The sequence below is a fragment of the Streptomyces sp. NPDC002994 genome (genome assembly GCF_040611155.1).
In the GTDB taxonomy this organism is placed as follows: Bacteria; Actinomycetota; Actinomycetes; order Streptomycetales; family Streptomycetaceae; genus Streptomyces.
Map to the genome: position 1 here is coordinate 104,458 of NZ_JBEXNQ010000004.1, position 15,681 is coordinate 120,138.

The window sequence follows — 15,681 nt, forward strand, 5'->3', positions numbered from 1 at the left end:
GGGGCCCGGCCACACCAGCCGGGCCCTCCTCCCGCACTCCGCTCTCAGCCCGCTTCCTGCGTGTCCGTGGAGGAGGCCTTGGCCTCCTCCACGGACTTTCGGACCTCGTCCATGTCGAGCTTGCGGGCCTGCCCGATGACATCCTCCAGCGCCGCCTCGGGCAGCGCGCCGGGCTGGGCGAACACCGCCACGTTCTCGCGCACGATCATCAGCGTCGGAATCGAGCGGATCTCGAAGGCCGCGGCCAGCTCCTGCTGGGCCTCGGTGTCGACCTTGGCGAACACAAGGTCGTCGTGACGCTCGGACGCGCTCTCGAAGACCGGCGCGAACTGCCGGCAAGGACCGCACCAGGAAGCCCAAAAGTCGATCAGGATGAAGTCGTTGTCCGACACAACCTGATCGAAGTTTTCCTTGGTGAGCTCGACGGTGGACATGGTGTGCTCCTCTTCCTGGCATAACGGGCGAAGCCGTCCCGCACAACGGCATGCGGGCTCGCGCTATTCCGCCTGCCCGGCTGGCCACGGCGCACACCCCCGACCAAACTGCCCGTATGACGAATGCGGCGAAGACGGCGACCTACGACGTCGTAGTAGTGGGAGCCGGGCCTGTAGGCGAGAACGTGGCGGACCGCACCCGAGCGGCAGGCCTGACCACAGCAGTCGTGGAGAACGAGCTGATCGGCGGCGAGTGCTCCTACTGGGCGTGCATGCCCAGTAAGGCACTGCTGCGCCCGGTGACCGCACGCGCCGACGCGCGCCGCGTCCCGGGCCTGCGTGAGTCGGTGCGGGGCCCCCTGGACGTCGCGGAGGTCTTCGCGCACCGCGACTACTACGCGTCGAACTGGAAGGACGACGGCCAGGTGCGCTGGCTGGATTCGATCGGAGTGGACATCCACCGGGGCAGGGGCCGGCTCGCGGGCCCCAGGCAGGTCACCGTGGAAACCCCGTCGGCCGAGCGCTACACCCTCACCGCTCGGCACGCGGTTGTGGTGTCCACCGGCAGCCGCGCCGTCGTGCCGGACCTGCCGGGAGCGGCCGGGGCGAACGCCTGGACCAGCCGTGAGGCGACCAGCGCGGGCAAGGTACCGGACCGGCTCGTGGTGGTCGGCGGGGGAGTGGTCGCCGTGGAGATGGCCACGGCGTGGCAGGCGCTCGGCTCCCGGGTCACCGTGCTCGTACGCGGAAAGGGCCTGCTCGCGAGGATGGAGCCCTTCGCGGGCGAGCTGATCGCCGAAGCACTCACCGAAGCGGGCGCCACGGTACGCACCGGAACCTCCGTCGCGGCCGTGGAGCGACGCGAGGGCGGCAGCGGCCCGGTGACTGTCGTCCTCGACGACGGAGGTGAACGGATCGAGGCCGACGAGATCCTCTTCGCCACCGGCCGCGCCCCGCGTACCGACGACATCGGTCTGGACACGGTCGGCCTGAAGCCGGGCTCGTGGCTGACCGTCGACGAAAGCTGCCGCGTAGAGGGCAACGACTGGCTCTACGCCGTGGGCGACGTCAACCACAGGGCGCTGATGACGCACGAGGGCAAGTACCAGGCGCGTATCGCGGGCGCGGCCATCGCCGCCAGGGCCCACGGTGACCCCCTGAACACCGCCCGCTGGGGCGCCCACTCCGCCACCGCCGACCACGCCGCCGTACCGCAGGTGGTCTTCACCGCCCCGGAGGCGGCGGCGGTCGGGCTCACCCTCGCGGAGGCCGAGGAAGCGGGCCACCGCGTACGAGCCGTCGACTACGACATGGCATCGGTCTCGGGCGCCGGCCTCTACGCCGACGGCTACCGGGGCCGCGCCCGCATGGTCGTCGACCTGGATCGCGAGACCGTGCTGGGCGCCACGTTCGTGGGCCCGGGCGTCGCCGAACTGCTGCACTCGGCCACGGTGGCGGTAGCGGGCGAGGTCCCGATACCGCGCCTGTGGCACGCGGTCCCGGCGTACCCGACGATCAGCGAGGTATGGCTGCGCCTGCTGGAGACATACCGCGGCTGAGCGGCCCGGCACGTCCGCGCAATGCGACGAACCCAGCACTCGGCGAATCCCAACGCCCCTCCAGTCCCACCGGGACCAGCCGTAGCACTCCCCGTCATCAGGCGAGCGTTTCGGCCCACACCACCGCCCGCACGTCCACACGGATGGCCGGAGGGTGTGGCCGTGCCGGCAGACCCGGCGGTCCGCAGACCGACCCACCACCCGGCCGCCTGCCGGCGTGAGCGGTCGTGTGCGTTTGAATGGGAATGCCGCACCAACGGCCGTTCCCGCAGCCGCTGAGACTGGGGCCGCACCGCCCCATAGACCTCATGCGCCTACCCACTCACCCGCCGCCCGGCAGCGGTGATGAGCCACTCCCCGAGCCTTCCCCGTGGGCTCCCCCCCGGGGGCCGCCCCCCTTAAGCATTGCGGCGGAGGTTCGGCGGTCAAGGGCTAAGCGAAGCGCAGTCGCCGCAGGCGACGCGACGCAGGAGCGCCCTTGAGGGCCGGGCCTCCGCCGCCACACTTACCCAAGGCGGCCCCCACACCAGAGGGGACCAACGCCCCGGGCCCGCCAACGCCCCGCCCTGCCCCTGGACGTCCCCACCAGCGGAGGCTACGCACCACCACCACGCACCCGCAGCCGCGTCCCAGCCGCAGCGCCAAGCGTCGCTGCCGCTGCCGCTGCCGCTGCTGCCAGGGAAGTCGCGGCCAGTACGGCGAAGAGAGCAGGGTAGCCGCCGAGGGGCGGGGCGAGGGCTGCGCCGGCCCAGGGGGCCAGGGCTCCCGCCACCGTGGCGGGAGCGGCCAGCAGTGCGGAAAGGCGGGCGTAGTCGCCGGTGCCCCAGCGTTCGGCGACGGTGGTGGCCTGGAGCAGGGTGAGGTTGCCGCGTACGACTCCGGCCGCCACGGCGAGCAGGATCAGCAGCGGGACCGGGCCGGGGACGAGGGAGAGCGCGGCCGTGGTGGCTCCGCCCGCGGCGATCAGGACCGTGGTGCGGGTGGTGACGCCGGTTCTGCGGGCGAGGGTGGCGTAGAGCGTACGCCCGAGAGTCTGGCCGGCGCCGCCAAGTCCCAGCGCCCAGGCGGCGGTTGTCGCGGCAGCTCCACGTTCGGTGAGGAGGGGGACGAGGCCGATGACGACCGCGTGCATGGCGAAGCCGGACAGGGCGAAGGCCAGGGTCAGGACGAGAAACGGGCGGCTGCGGGCGACCGGCGTACGTCGGCCGGCCGTTGGCTTGTTCGCCGACATGTTCGCCGGCATGTTCGTCGGCTCGTTCGTCGGCTCGTCCGGCGGCGGTGCGGCGGGCCAGGGGGCGCGCAGGGCGAAGGCGTGGGCCGGGATGGTGACGGCGGCGAGGATGACAGCGAGTACGACGTAGGTCGTACGCCAGCCCAAGTGGTCCGCGAGGACCGCCGTCAGCGGTGCGAACACCGTACTGGCGAGGCCGCCGGCGAGCGTGACGATCGTCAGGGCGCGGACGCGCCCGGCGCCCCACCAGCGGGTTACGGCGGCGAAGGCCGGCTGATAGAAGGTGGCGGCCATGCCGACGCCGGCCACCACCCACGCGGCGACGAACACGTACACATTCGGGGCTGCCGCGATCATCAGGACAGACGCGACGGCGATCAGCGACCCGGTGGTCATCACGGCGCGCGGACCCCGGCGGTCGAGGATGCGCCCGACGGGGATTCCGGCGAGGGCCGAGACCAGCAGGGCGCCAGAGAACGCGGCGGTGGCGGCACTCGTCGACCACCCCGTGTCAGCCGTCAGATGGGGGAGGAGAACGGGGAAGGCGTAATAGACGACGCCCCAGCCGGTGATCTGGGTGGCACACAGGGCGGGCAGCGCGGCACGGGGCGGCAGTGGGGGGCGTTTCGCCGCGTCGGTGGTGGCTCCACCGCTGGGAAGGACTGTCATCGTCGATCGCCGACCCCTCTTGGTTCGACATCCGTCGATGGCTGGTGCGCCCACCCTCCCACCTGTTTCGATGAGCGTCAACATAGATGATCGTCAAAATTAGAACGGCGGGCGGAGTTGCGCCGACACGGAAATCAGGACGATTCGGAAGCCGGGTCGGGATGGCAAGGTGCAGGAGCCGCAGTTGCGACATGGCTGCGGCCGGCGCGGCGATGGTCGGGCCGTGGCACGGAACGAAGGAACGAACTGATGGCAACAGGCACTGTGAAGTGGTTCAACGCGGACAAGGGCTTCGGGTTCATTGAGCAGGACAGCGGTGGCCCGGACGTGTTCGTCCACTTCTCCGCCATCCAGTCCCAGGGCTACAAGGAGCTCCAGGAGGGTGACAAGGTCGAATTCGAGGTCACCCAGGGTCCCAAGGGGCCGCAGGCGGAACAGGTCACTCTTCGCAGCTAGCTCTCAAGTGGCTCTCAAGTGGTTCGCACGTAGCGCCGTCCGGTAGCGCACTTCAGGGGTGCCCGGTCCCCGCCCCGCGGCCTGACCGCGGGGACCGGGCACCCGCGCAGCCCGAGGCGTCAAGCCTGAGGCGCGGGCTTGAGTACGGCGAACGTTGCGCCGAAGGGGTCGGCGAGCCAGGCGATCCGGCCGACGTCCGGGATGTCCGCGGCGGGCATGACGACCGATCCGCCGTTCCCCTGAGTCTTGGCGACCATCTCGTCAGCGTTCTCCACGGCGAAGTACGGAACCCAGCGCGATTCCTCGGACGGGCTCTGAAGCGGGGAGATACCGCCGAACGAGGCCTCCTGCTGGTCGCCTTCGGCGGTGGACAGCACCGTGTACGTCACGCCCGGCGCCGCCTCCATCTCCTGCGCGCGCCAGCCGAACAGCGAGCCGTAGAAGCCGAGTGCGGCCGCCGGATCGCCGATGTGCAGCTCGGCCCAGCACAGGGTGTTGTTGTCCGACGTCTTCTCCAGTCCCTTGACGGCGGTCGGCTGCCATACGGCGAACTCCGCGCCACCCGGGTCGGTGAGGCAGGCCATTCGCCCGGCGTCCATGACATCGAAGGCCTCGACGCGGACGGCCCCGCCACCTTGCTCGGTCGCCTTGACCGTGGCATCCGCGTCGGGCGTCTGGAAGTACACCGTCCATGCGGAACTGGCCCCCTCTTCCGTCAGCGGCCCGAGGGCGGCGACCGTCTTGCCGTCCAGTTGGAAGAAGCCGTATCCGCCCGCCTCGGGGCCCGCCGACAGGAAGTCCCAGCCGAAGACGCTGCCGTAGAACGCGGCGGCGGCCGAGGTGTTGGGGCTGCCGAGGTCGAGCCAATTGGGGGATCCGGTGACGAAATCGGTGCTGAGCATGGTGGTACGCCCTGCCTCTCTGGAGGTTTCCCGCGGGGTGGTCGACGCAGCACCTGCCACCCTTGCCGATCGCCTCCATGCGGGCGTCAGCCATCGCAGTGGCAGGGGCCCGGTTTCATCCTCATGGACCAGCGGCCACTCACCGCCCGCCGCCCCCGGTGCGGGCCTGACTGGCTCGGTGGGCCGGGGGCGAGGGCAAGGTTGGGGGATCGAATCAGTGGAAGATCACCGAGCGCACCTTCAGACGCTCGGAGCCGTAGCCGGTGTGTGCCCGGAGGGTGAACTGGGGACCCGTGCAGTTGACACCGGCGTAGACGGTGGCGGGCCTGTCGGTGGCGTTCCTCGGCGTGTGCGCGGGCGGCACGAAGTCGTCGGCCACTTCGGGGAGGGTGATGCAGGGTCCGCTCGGAGGATCGATCAGTTCGACGGTGATCCGCTCGCCGGACATGTCGTCGTACTGGTAACTGAACGCGCCGACGGCCGCTCCGGCCGAGGTGGGCATGGTCAGGACAAGCGTGAGGGCACCGAGAGTGGCGGCGACGGTGTGACGAAAGCGCATGAGTGCTTCCTTCTGCGGTAGGCGATACCGGACGCCGTGTCCTTCCCGATGCGGCACCCCGGAATGCGCCGGGTCATTCGTAAGAGGGCCGCAAAAACGATCCATCACCCGCTGTTCGGGCGGTGTTCCACCCCTGACCAGGACGGCGGGCAGCCGGTCAGTGCTGGTGCCCGGAAGACTCCTCCGCCTCCGCCTCCGCCTCCGCCTTCGTCTTCCCCTCCGCCTCCGCCTTCCCGGCTTCGACGGTGAAGGCGGCGGTGCGGACCTTGCCGTTGTGCTGGAAGTCGAGGAACAGGCGGTACGTCCCGGGGCTGGGGGCAGTGGCGCTGAAGGAGATGTCGGGGCCGGGCTTGGTGGTGCCGTCGTCGGGTTCGCCGTTGGGGTGGACGTGGAGGTAGGCGAGGTCGCCGGAACGCAGCGCGACGAGGTGGCCGTAGGCCCCGAGGTAGGGCTGGAGGTCGGTGACGGGCTTGCCGTTCTTCGCGACGTTGAGTCGAAGCTCGCTGCTCTTCCCCGGGCGGAGCCCGCCGGTGAGGGTGACGTCGTATCCGTCGACGTCGGTGGTGGTGGCGGGAGCGGGCAGCTCGGCCGGGGCGTAGTCGCCTGAGACGGCCAGGTCGGCGCCGAGGGTCAGCGCACTGGCGTCCTTCTTCGCGGGCTTGAAGTCCGCGAAGGCGCGGTAGGCGCCGGCGGTGGGGAGGTCGGCGGTGGTGCTCCACGTGCCGTCGGCGGCGCGGGTGGGGTGGAGGTGGCGGTAGACGGTCAGGTCGCGCGAGGCGACGATGAAGTGCAGTTCCTTGCCGTGTTCGCGCTCGTACGCGGTTATCTTGCGGCCGTTGTCATCCTGGATGGAGAAGCGGAGCTGGGTACGGTCGCCGGTGGTGACGCGGGGGGTTTCGAGGGCGAGGGTGTAGCCGCCTTCCGAGATCTGCAGCCCCCCGGCGGCCGGTGCGGCCTTGTCGTCGCCGTGCCCGCCGTGCCCGCCGTGCCCGCCGCCCGCGGCGGCTTCCGTCTCCTTCGCCTCCCCGTGCGCGGCGTGTTCCGCCGACTGCTTGTCGGCGACGACGGGTCCGACGCCCTTTCCGACGCCGTACGCGGTGCCGAATGTCGCGGTAATCGCCGCAGCGAAGGCTGTGATCTTCAGTCCCGTGTTCATGACGCTCCCCTGGCGGTATGAGCCGCTGCTGAAGTGGCGGCCGATACGTCAAACATACCCCCTGGGGGTATGAAGTCAAGACCTGTCTGCCGACGCTGATCAGGGGCAAGCTCAGGCTTCGCCGAGCAGCGGTCCGAAGGTTTCCCGGCCGAGCACCTCCGCCTGCCGACGGCCGAGGACCTGACCCCGTACCTCCGGGTGGTCCGCCGCCCAGCGCAGCGCTGACGCGCTGTCGGCGAAGAAGTTCAGGGAGGAGCAGCAGGCGTCCACCGCAGGTCCCGAACACGCGCCGGTGGAAACGAGGACCACTGCGGACGCGGGCTCCCAGACGGCGGCGCCGTCGCGGAAGGCGACCGTGATCTCCCGCCCGTTGTGCGGGTCGGCCGAGCGGATGTCGACGTCCCGGCCGAGCATCGGCGCGATGCCCAGCGCGTCCACCGCGCACATCGCCCACACCTGCGGGCCGCCCGAGATCTCCACGCGATGCGCGGTCGGTACGGGCGAGAAGGGGTACGCCGCGCGAATCCGGCCGTTCGCGCCCAGGGACAGATAGTCGGCGGCGGAGAGCTGTGCGAGCACATCGGCCGGTGGAAGACCGAAGGGTCCGGCGGCTTCGGCGAGTTCGTCGTCCGTGGGCGGCCGCCCGTGCGTGGCGAAGGCGCGCAGAACCGCCTGCTGTACGGCGCGCTGCCCGCCCTCGACCGGCGCCAGTCGCCCCCGCCCGCCTCGGCCGAGCACGTCGGCCGCGAAGTGCTCGCCGAGAGTCGCGCGCAGGCGCTCGACCGAGGGCACTCCGGTGACCGCGTCCTGTTCCGGTCCGTACAGCCGGCACGACAGACTCGCGGTCTCCCCCTCCCGCGCGAAGGGATCGGCGCCATTGACCAGCAGGGTCGGGGATCCGTGCATCCCCAGTCGCACTGCCTCACCCTCCCCGCTCACCTCACGCCATGCCACCTGTACGTCGCCACGCCCGGCCAGCACCTCGGCCAGCCGTCCGCGCAGTACCTCGGCCAGGGGACACTCGGGCACCGCCAGCACCGTCAGTTCCATGACTGCCTCCTCGTCGGTCCGTACTGGCGACGCTAGACGTTCCAGTGCGGTGGAAGGTCAAGGGCGTACGGTGAATGCATGCGCATCGGAACCCTCGCTGCCGAAGCAGGCGTGAGCACCAAGGCCATCCGCTTCTACGAGGAGGCGGGACTGATGCCCGCGCCGCCGCGTACCCCCGGCGGCTACCGGGACTATCCGCCACGGGCCGCCGACCGGCTGGGCTTCATCCGCAACGCCCAGGCCGCCGGGCTCACGCTCGCCGAGATCCGTGACGTGCTGGCGATCAGGGACGGCGGGCAGGCGCCTTGCGAGCACGTCGGCACGCTGGTCTCCGAGCATCTGCGGCAGGTCGAGGAGCGGATCGCCGACCTCACGCGCGCCCGCTCCGCACTGCTCGAACTGGAAGCGGCGGCCGCCGCGACCGACCCCGCCACCTGCCCGGACGGGCCGATCTGCCGCATTCTCAACACCACCGCGCAACCGGCCGCCGACGGGTCACAGGCGCACTGACGCCTCGTTTCTCGCACCAGCCGGTTCGTTGACGGTCGTCGCCTCTCGTGTTCGGGGCGATCGACGGCGGCGCGGGCGGGGGGCCGCCTCGCTCAGGCAGTCCGGTCGCGGCCGTCGCGGCGGTCCGGTTCCTGGTCCGGACCGTGGCCGGGTCGCGCGCGCGGCACCAGTGCCGGGGCAACGTTGCCCAGCACGGTGTCGCGGTCGACCACGACGCGGGCCACGTCGTCCCGGCTCGGTACCTCGTACATCACGTTGAGCAGGATCTCTTCGAGGATCGTGCGCGCCGCACGGGCGCCGGTGCGGCGCAGAAGCGCCTGGTCGGCGATCGCCCCGAGGGCGTCCTCGGTGAACTCCAGCTTTACGCCGTCGATTTCGAACAGCCGCTGGTACTGCTGAATCAGCGCGTTGCGCGGCTCGGTGAGGATCCGCACCAACGCCGCCCGGTCGAGCGGCCGTACGGTCGACATCATCGGCAGCCGGCCGACGATCTCCGGGATCAGCCCGAACTTCAGGAGGTCCTGGGGCATGACCCCGGCGAAGGAGTCCCGCTCTTCCCTGCTCCCCTCGCCCGCTGTTCCCACCTCGCCCGCCTTGCCCGCCGGGATCGTGGCGCCGAACCCGATGCCCCGGCGAGTGGCCCGCTGCTCGATGATCAGCTCCAGGCCGGCGAACGCCCCGCCGACGATGAACAGCACGTTGCTCGTGTCGAACGGGATGAGTTCCTGCTGCGGATGCTTGCGGCCGCCCTGCGGCGGAATGCTCGCGGTCGTGCCCTCCAGGATCTTCAGGAGCGCCTGCTGTACGCCCTCACCGCTCACGTCGCGCGTGATCGACGGGTTCTCGCTCTTGCGGGCGATCTTGTCGATCTCGTCGATGTAGATGATCCCGGTCTCGGCCTTCCTGACGTCGAAGTCGGCGGCCTGGACCAGCTTGAGCAGGATGTTCTCGACGTCCTCGCCGACGTACCCGGCCTCCGTCAGAGCTGTCGCGTCGGCGATGGCGAACGGGACGTCGAGCATGCGGGCGAGGGTCTGGACGAGGTACGTCTTGCCGCAGCCGGTCGGGCCGAGCAGCAGGACGTTGGACTTGCCGAGTTCCACTTCCTCCTCGCCACCGCGCCGGCCGGCCGCCGCGCCGATGCGCTTGTAGTGGTTGTAGACCGCCACGGCGAGCGCCTTCTTGGCGCCGTCCTGGCCGACGACGTACTCGTCGAGGAAGGCGCGGATCTCCCGCGGCGTCGGCGGCTTCTTCGGCTCGCCCGAGGCCGGCCCGTCCGGTTCCTCCGCGATGAGTTCGTTGCACAGGCCGACACACTCGTCGCAGATGCAGATGCCGCCGGGGCCCGCGATGAGCTTCTTGACCTGCTTCTGGCTTTTCCCGCAGAACGTGCACTTCAGCAGGTCGCCGCTGTCACCGATACGTGCCACTCGGAAACGTCCTCACTCGTCGAAAACTCACCTACGCCGGCCGAACGTCCTCGCCGAATGTTCTCACCATATGACGTCACCATCTGGATGCCGACGGTATCTTGAACCGACACGGACGGCAACGCGCAGGCAAGTGAGGACCATGGGCCGGCTCAGCAGGGCGGAGCTGCAGGAGTACAACCGCGCCAGGGTGCTCGACGCGGCCAGGAACGAGTTCACCGAGCGTGGTTTCCCCGGAGCGAAGGTCGACGCCATCGCCGAGCGCGCCGGGCTCACCCGTGGTGCGGTGTACTCCAACTTCCCCGGCAAGCGGGCGTTGTACTTCGCCGTACTGGCCGACCTCGCCGAGCGCGTACCCGAGCCTCCGCACCCCGAACCCGGCCGCACCGCCCCCCAGGCGCTCGGCGCACTCGCCCGCGCCTGGGTCGCCGGGCTGCCACTCGTCGGCGCCGACACCGGCGAACGGTACGCAGACGGAGGGCCCCGGCTGGGCAGGCACCTGATGTCGGAGGTCCTCTCCGAGGAGCGGATCCGGCGGCCGTTCGCCCAGCTGATGAAGCTGGACGCGATCCTGCTCGGTCTGGCCCTGGAGGAACTCCGGCCGTCCGGCCTGCCCGCGCCGCCGGCCCGCCTCGTACGCCTGGCGGAGGCGGTCCTCACGACGCTGCACGGCGCGAGTCAGATGGCCGACGCCGCGCCGGGATTCATCGAGCCCTTCAACGTCGTCAGCGCCTGCGAGCGACTGGCGGGCCTCGACCTCCAGGACGCGTGGCCCCCGCCGCACCTCCCCTACATCCCGCAGGCACGCCCAGCCGACGAGCCGTGGTCCCCGCCGCCCGCGATGGACGCCGTGCGCGGCGAGCCGGCGCGGACGGCGGGGGACGGCGTGGTCGCGATCCTCGGGCTGCACCGGCTGGAAGCGGCGGAGGAAGCGGTACGGGCCGCACCGCCCGGCGCCACGGTCACCGCCGTCCTGGTCACCGGCGAACCGGACGAGCTGATGCCGCTGGCAAGGCTGGCCGTCGCCGGCCTCTGCGGCTGCCTGCGCCAGGCGTTCCCGCGGTCGGCGTGGCCGCGACTTCAGGTGGTGTACGACGCGTCGGGCGCCCTCGCGCGGGCGGCGGGCGTGCCGGCGGTCAGCGACGGCACCGAGGCGGCCGTCCGTATCGAACGGGGCCGGATCGTCGCCCGCGCGGACGGACGCGGCGCGTGCCACGCGGCCGCCACGGCCGCCGGAGCCACGCGGGCACATGACGCTCGCCGGGACGACACGAGCCGCCCTTCATGACGGCGGAAGATCAGGCCGCCGCGGCCGTGGTGGAAGCCGCCTGGCAGGAGTTGCTCGGCGACGACGCGGATTACGTGAGTGCGGACCTCGTCGCGGCGGCGTACGCCGAGCCGCGGCTGCGTGAGCTGTTTCCGTGGGTCGGCATGGGGGAGCTGCACTTCAGCCGGTGCACCGAGGAGCGGTGGACGTGGGATGTGCCGTACATCAGGCCGATGGCGGGGGGACGGGACCACACCGGACCGGGCCCGTACTCCGTGGAAGGCCCTTCGCGAATCCAGACGATCCATAGGGCCGGCAAGGCGGAAACCGCCCAGCGGGCCGTCGCGATGGTCGTCGAGCGGCTTCCTGAAGGGTGCGGTCCGGCGTTCGCCGGAACTCCGGAGGAATGGGCGTCAGCCCAGCTCGAGGCTCGTGATGCCGAACAGGCCTGAGCGGTCGATCTGCGGTACCGGCCCCGTGTACATCCGCGCGGTCTCGAACGACGGGGTCAGGCCGAGCCGTTCCATGAGGCGCGCGGCCTCCGGGTGGGTGTCCGGCACGTCGATCGCCACCGGCTTGCCCGGAGTGGTGGCCCCGAGCGCGCCGACCAGTGCGGCGGCCACGCCGGTCGACTCGGCGTAGAGGGGGCCGATGCGCGAGGCCGCGCGGCAGGCTCGCAGGACGGCGAAGCCCCGCAGCTCACCGTCCTGGACCGCCGCCAGCGCGGTGCGCTGCGGTGCGGCGATCCAGGACGCCAGGAAGTGGTCGCGAGCCGCCGGGAAGAACCGGCGGTCGTAAGCGGCGAGTTGGGTGAACGACAGCGTCCGGGCATCCACCAGGGTGATACCGGCGGGCGTCGCGGCGCCCGTATCTCCGCCCCTGTCTCCGCCCCTGTCTCCGCGCCCCTCTCCGTCCCCGCTCCCGTACGGCACACCTTCGTACCGGATGTTGTTCCAGGCTGACCGGAAGCCGGACTTGCGGTAGTTGTCCTGCTGTTCCACCACGCCGTCGAGCCCGACATTGCGTCCGTCGAGCCGCGCCATCCCCGCCCGCCACAGCTGAATGCCATAACCCCGGCCGCGCAGCGGAGGGCGGGTGATGTAGAAGCCCAGGAAGCCGAAATCGGTTCCGTAGCGCACGACCGAAACGCACGCCGCCGGCTCGCCGTCGAGCCGGCCGATCAGAAAGCCGTGCGGGTCGGTGGCGAAGAAGGCGCCGCCGTCACTGAGGCCCGGATTCCAGCCTTCGGCGCCGGCCCAGTCGCCCAGCAGCGCCATGTCGTCGACGCTCGCGACCCCGATCTCCAATGCAGGCATGTGTTTCGCTCCCAGAACGTCGTTGGGCCGGGGGAGGGTTCTCATGAACAATCCCCTTGACCCCAAGCGCGGTTGGTGTTCAAACGTGATCCCTGAACCTGGCAGGCCAGCGCCGGCGAACCGATTCAGGAGCGTATGACATGCACGCGATACGGCTGCATGCTTTCGGCCCCGCCCGGAACCTGCGCTACGAGTGATCGAGACCACCCTGCGCCGCGGCCTCCCCGTCGGCCCTCATGAGCCGCCGGCGGTCGGACCGGGCGTGAGCGGGGACCGGCTCGGCCGCCGGGTCGTGGCTCAACTGGAGCGGGACGGAGGGTACGCGGAGCAGGCCGTCGCCACCGTCGACTCGCTGCACCGCATTCCCGACCACCTGGACGACGGAACCGCAGTAGCGATGATCACGACCGGCTCCACGGCTGGGCGTACTCCCGGTCGCACGACTGACCCCGCGCGACGTGGTGTTGGCCATGTCGGCGGCCGATGCCGCCGTGGACTACCGCGATGCCGACTGGCCCGCCCAGGTCCGCAAGGCACTGGACGGCCGTGACGTGAGCGTGGTCTTCGACGGCGTGGGAGGGCGGCTCGGCCGCGAGGCCCTGGAACTGCTGGGCCCCGGCGGACGGTTCCTGCTGCACGGCTGGGCGGCGGGGGAGCCGACCGAGATCACGACGCGCGATCTGGTCGGGCGGCAGCTCACGGCGACCTGGGCGATCGGGCCGAATATGATCCCCGCCGGGGGCCCGCGCGAACTCGCGGCCCGCGCGCTGGACGAGGCGGCGGCAGGCCGTCTCGTCCCGTTGATCACTCGTTTCCCGCTCGCATGGGCCGCTGACGCGCACGCGGCCCTGGAAGCCCGCGAGACCGAGGGCAAAGTGATCCTGACGGTATGACGCCGGGTATCACGCCGTGTGGCGCCGGCTACTCGGGCCGCGACGCGCCGGGCGTCAGGTGCGTGGCGAACCAGTCCCGGGCGAGGTCGGCGACCTTCTCCAGCGCCCCTGGTTCCTCGAAGAGGTGCGTGGCACCCGGTACGACTTCGAGGCGGTTCTCGCAGCGCAGCTCCGCCTGGGCCTGCCGGTTGAGGTCGAGTACCAGGGTGTCGCGGCCGCCGACGATGAGCAGTGTGGGTGCTCGTACGTCGCCGAGTCGCGGCCGGGCGAGGTCGGGCCGGCCGCCGCGCGAGACGACGGCGCCGACGCCCGTTACCCCGCCTGTTTCCCGGCCCGTACTGGCGGACGCACCGGCGGACGCGGCGGCCCGCAGCGCTGCCGCGGCTCCCGTGCTCGCCCCGAAGTAGCCGATCGGGACGGACGTGCGGCGGCGCAGCCAGCGCGTGGCGTCCCCGAGTCTCCCGGCCAGGGTTTCGATGTCGAAGACGTTCGCCCGGTGGGCTTCCTCCGCGGGCGTGAGCAGGTCGAAGAGCAGCGTGCCCAGACCCGCACGGTTCAGGGCGGCGGCCACCGACCGATTGCGCGGGCTGCGGCGGCTGCTGCCGGAGCCGTGGGCGAACATCACGACCGCCGTGGCGCCCTCGGGCATGGTGAGATCCCCGGCGAGCCGGACACCGCCGGCGTCAACCTCGACCGCCTCCTCGACCCCCTCCTCGACTCCCTCCGAGCCGTTCCCCTCGGCCTCCCGCGCCGCCATCTGCCCCAGAAGTGTGATGACTTCCTCGTCGGAGGTCTGTGCGAAGTTGTCGTACCACTCGCCGACCGCACGGAACATTTGCGGAACGGACAGACACACGACGTCGTCCACCTCGCTGCTCAGCCGGGCCACCGCGTCCGGCGCGCCCACCGGGACGGCGAGCACCACGCGGGCCGCACCCTGCGCCCGTACGACCTGGCACGCGGCCGCCGCCGTGGCACCGGTCGCGATCCCGTCGTCGACCACGATGACGGTCCGCCCGTCGAGTACCAGCCGCGGCCGGTCACCGCGGAACCGCAGCGCCCGTCGTTCCAGCTCCGCCTTCTCGGCACGCTCGACCGCCGCCACATCGTCGGGCCCGACCCCGGTGCGGCGGACGATGTCGTCGCTGATGACGCGCGCCCCGCCCTCGCCGATGGCGCCGAACCCCAGCTCACGGTGGTACGGGACGCCGAGTTTGCGTACGACGATCACGTCGAGGGGGGCGCCGAGCGCCCGCGCCACTTCGAAGGCGACCGGGACCCCGCCCCTGGGCAGGCCCAGTACGACGGGCTTTTCGCCCTCCAGGTGCCGCAGGGCCTGCGCAAGCCGCTGTCCCGCGTCGGCGCGATCGGTGAACAGCACAGTGGTTCACCCCCAAACCAGGGGAGACAGAAACCACGTCCACACCCTCTTCGAAACAACCCTATTTGACACTGTTTGGCAAGTCGGCGGTTCTAGGCCGGTCGGCGCACTCCTGTACGGCAGTCGGGTGCGGCCGCGACGCCAGGGCCTTGAGCCGCAGCGGTTGCGGTTCTCGCTTCCCGGAGCCAGGATGTCCCTGACCCAATGGTGACTATCGCTCACTCTTCGTGTTCGGGGGTCGTTGCTGCAACGAGGTGAAGCATGTGAGCCTCGCGGTAAGGAGCCACGGCCATGACACTTCCCAGCGGCCGGTATTACGCGGTCGAACTGCACGTATCGGCGGAGCGCGTCTCGCAGATCCGGCGCATCGTTGCCGCTCACCTGCGGCACTGGAATCTCGAGCTGCACATCCAGCCTGTGTGCAGGGGTGTCGAGGAACTTCTGACCAATGTCCACCGGCATGTCGGCGACGACAACTGGTGCGTGGTCGAACTGCGCTGGACCGGCAGGCACCTGACGGCTTCGGTGGCCGACAACGGCCCCCCGATGCCACGCCTGGCCTCCGCCGGTGGAGGCGGCCTCGCCGTTGTCGCCCGGCTGTGCGACAGCTGGGGGACCTGCGGTACGGCTGACGGCAAGGTCGTGTGGTTCACGCGACGCGTGGAGGACGCGCGCAACAGCCCGCTGATGCCGCGCCCGCCCGTTCCGAGCATGGGCGACGCCAAGGGCCAGCCGGCCCCGGCTCCGGCGCCCGTCGCGGCTCCGTCCCCCGCACCGGCCCCGCTCCCCGCCCCGGTCCCCGTACTCGCCTAGCCGGAAAGTGCGCGACCGGGCTGCGCTCCACGTGGAGCGCAGCCCGGTCGCCGCT

15 protein-coding genes and 1 pseudogene are annotated in these 15,681 nt (G+C 71.2%); 7 read left to right on the top strand and 9 right to left on the bottom strand.

Annotated features, from left to right (window positions below):
- Window positions 1–44: 44 nt before the first annotated feature.
- Window positions 45–434, bottom strand: a complete 390-nt coding sequence (gene trxA / locus ABZX79_RS06045; RefSeq protein WP_355252316.1) for a thioredoxin — start codon at window positions 432–434, stop codon at window positions 45–47.
- Window positions 435–550: 116 nt separating this feature from the next.
- Here trxA and ABZX79_RS06050 point away from each other — a divergent pair, with 116 nt between their 5' ends.
- Window positions 551–1,993 (top strand): NAD(P)/FAD-dependent oxidoreductase, encoded by a 1,443-nt coding sequence (locus ABZX79_RS06050; protein ID WP_355252319.1) that lies wholly within the window; start codon window positions 551–553, stop codon window positions 1,991–1,993.
- Between the two features lie 595 nt (window positions 1,994–2,588).
- Here the strand turns inward: ABZX79_RS06050 and ABZX79_RS06055 are convergent.
- Window positions 2,589–3,893 (bottom strand): MFS transporter, encoded by a 1,305-nt coding sequence (locus ABZX79_RS06055; RefSeq protein WP_355252322.1) that lies wholly within the window; start codon window positions 3,891–3,893, stop codon window positions 2,589–2,591.
- Between the two features lie 249 nt (window positions 3,894–4,142).
- Here ABZX79_RS06055 and ABZX79_RS06060 point away from each other — a divergent pair, with 249 nt between their 5' ends.
- A complete protein-coding gene (locus ABZX79_RS06060) occupies window positions 4,143–4,349 on the top strand; it encodes a cold-shock protein (RefSeq protein ID WP_355252325.1) in 207 nt (68 codons plus the stop codon).
- 119 nt (window positions 4,350–4,468) lie between these two features.
- On the opposite strand, the gene ABZX79_RS06065 is transcribed toward ABZX79_RS06060, so the two are convergent.
- From ABZX79_RS06065 to merB, 4 genes are all read right to left on the bottom strand, one after another.
- Window positions 4,469–5,251, bottom strand: a complete 783-nt coding sequence (locus tag ABZX79_RS06065; protein WP_355252328.1) for a VOC family protein — start codon at window positions 5,249–5,251, stop codon at window positions 4,469–4,471.
- A gap of 214 nt (window positions 5,252–5,465) precedes the next feature.
- Window positions 5,466–5,810 (bottom strand): hypothetical protein, encoded by a 345-nt coding sequence (locus ABZX79_RS06070; RefSeq protein WP_355252331.1) that lies wholly within the window; start codon window positions 5,808–5,810, stop codon window positions 5,466–5,468.
- A gap of 157 nt (window positions 5,811–5,967) precedes the next feature.
- Window positions 5,968–6,966: a hypothetical protein gene (locus tag ABZX79_RS06075; protein ID WP_355252334.1), complete on the bottom strand. Its 999-nt coding sequence runs from the start codon at window positions 6,964–6,966 to the stop codon at window positions 5,968–5,970.
- 111 nt (window positions 6,967–7,077) lie between these two features.
- Window positions 7,078–8,016 carry an organomercurial lyase gene (gene merB, locus ABZX79_RS06080; RefSeq protein WP_355252337.1) on the bottom strand — a complete coding sequence of 313 codons (939 nt, stop codon included), beginning with the start codon at window positions 8,014–8,016 and terminating at the stop codon, window positions 7,078–7,080.
- A 78-nt stretch (window positions 8,017–8,094) separates the two neighbouring features.
- Between merB and ABZX79_RS06085 the strand changes: the two genes are divergently transcribed.
- Window positions 8,095–8,526: a heavy metal-responsive transcriptional regulator gene (locus ABZX79_RS06085; protein ID WP_355252340.1), complete on the top strand. Its 432-nt coding sequence runs from the start codon at window positions 8,095–8,097 to the stop codon at window positions 8,524–8,526.
- Between the two features lie 92 nt (window positions 8,527–8,618).
- Here ABZX79_RS06085 and clpX read toward each other — a convergent pair whose 3' ends face one another.
- Complete coding sequence (gene clpX, locus ABZX79_RS06090; protein WP_355252343.1) at window positions 8,619–9,956, bottom strand: ATP-dependent Clp protease ATP-binding subunit ClpX; 1,338 nt, start codon at window positions 9,954–9,956, stop codon at window positions 8,619–8,621.
- Between the two features lie 142 nt (window positions 9,957–10,098).
- Here clpX and ABZX79_RS06095 point away from each other — a divergent pair, with 142 nt between their 5' ends.
- Entirely contained in the window at window positions 10,099–11,244 is a 1,146-nt protein-coding gene (locus tag ABZX79_RS06095; protein WP_355252346.1) for a helix-turn-helix domain-containing protein, read from the top strand.
- Window positions 11,241–11,675 (top strand): DUF6193 family natural product biosynthesis protein, encoded by a 435-nt coding sequence (locus tag ABZX79_RS06100; protein WP_355252349.1) that lies wholly within the window; start codon window positions 11,241–11,243, stop codon window positions 11,673–11,675. Before ABZX79_RS06095 ends, ABZX79_RS06100 begins: the two co-directional genes overlap by 4 nt.
- Here ABZX79_RS06100 and ABZX79_RS06105 read toward each other — a convergent pair.
- Window positions 11,637–12,539, bottom strand: coding sequence for a GNAT family N-acetyltransferase (locus tag ABZX79_RS06105; protein ID WP_355252352.1), 903 nt, complete (start codon window positions 12,537–12,539; stop codon window positions 11,637–11,639). The genes ABZX79_RS06100 and ABZX79_RS06105 overlap by 39 nt on opposite strands.
- 140 nt (window positions 12,540–12,679) lie before the next feature.
- On the opposite strand from ABZX79_RS06105, the pseudogene ABZX79_RS06110 reads away from it, so the two are divergent.
- Window positions 12,680–13,432: pseudogene (locus ABZX79_RS06110) on the top strand (zinc-binding dehydrogenase).
- A gap of 28 nt (window positions 13,433–13,460) precedes the next feature.
- Here ABZX79_RS06110 and ABZX79_RS06115 read toward each other — a convergent pair.
- Window positions 13,461–14,813: an alpha/beta family hydrolase gene (locus tag ABZX79_RS06115; protein ID WP_355252354.1), complete on the bottom strand. Its 1,353-nt coding sequence runs from the start codon at window positions 14,811–14,813 to the stop codon at window positions 13,461–13,463.
- A gap of 291 nt (window positions 14,814–15,104) precedes the next feature.
- Here ABZX79_RS06115 and ABZX79_RS06120 point away from each other — a divergent pair, with 291 nt between their 5' ends.
- Window positions 15,105–15,626 (top strand): ATP-binding protein, encoded by a 522-nt coding sequence (locus tag ABZX79_RS06120; RefSeq protein ID WP_355252357.1) that lies wholly within the window; start codon window positions 15,105–15,107, stop codon window positions 15,624–15,626.
- The last annotated feature ends 55 nt before the right edge of the window (window positions 15,627–15,681 follow it).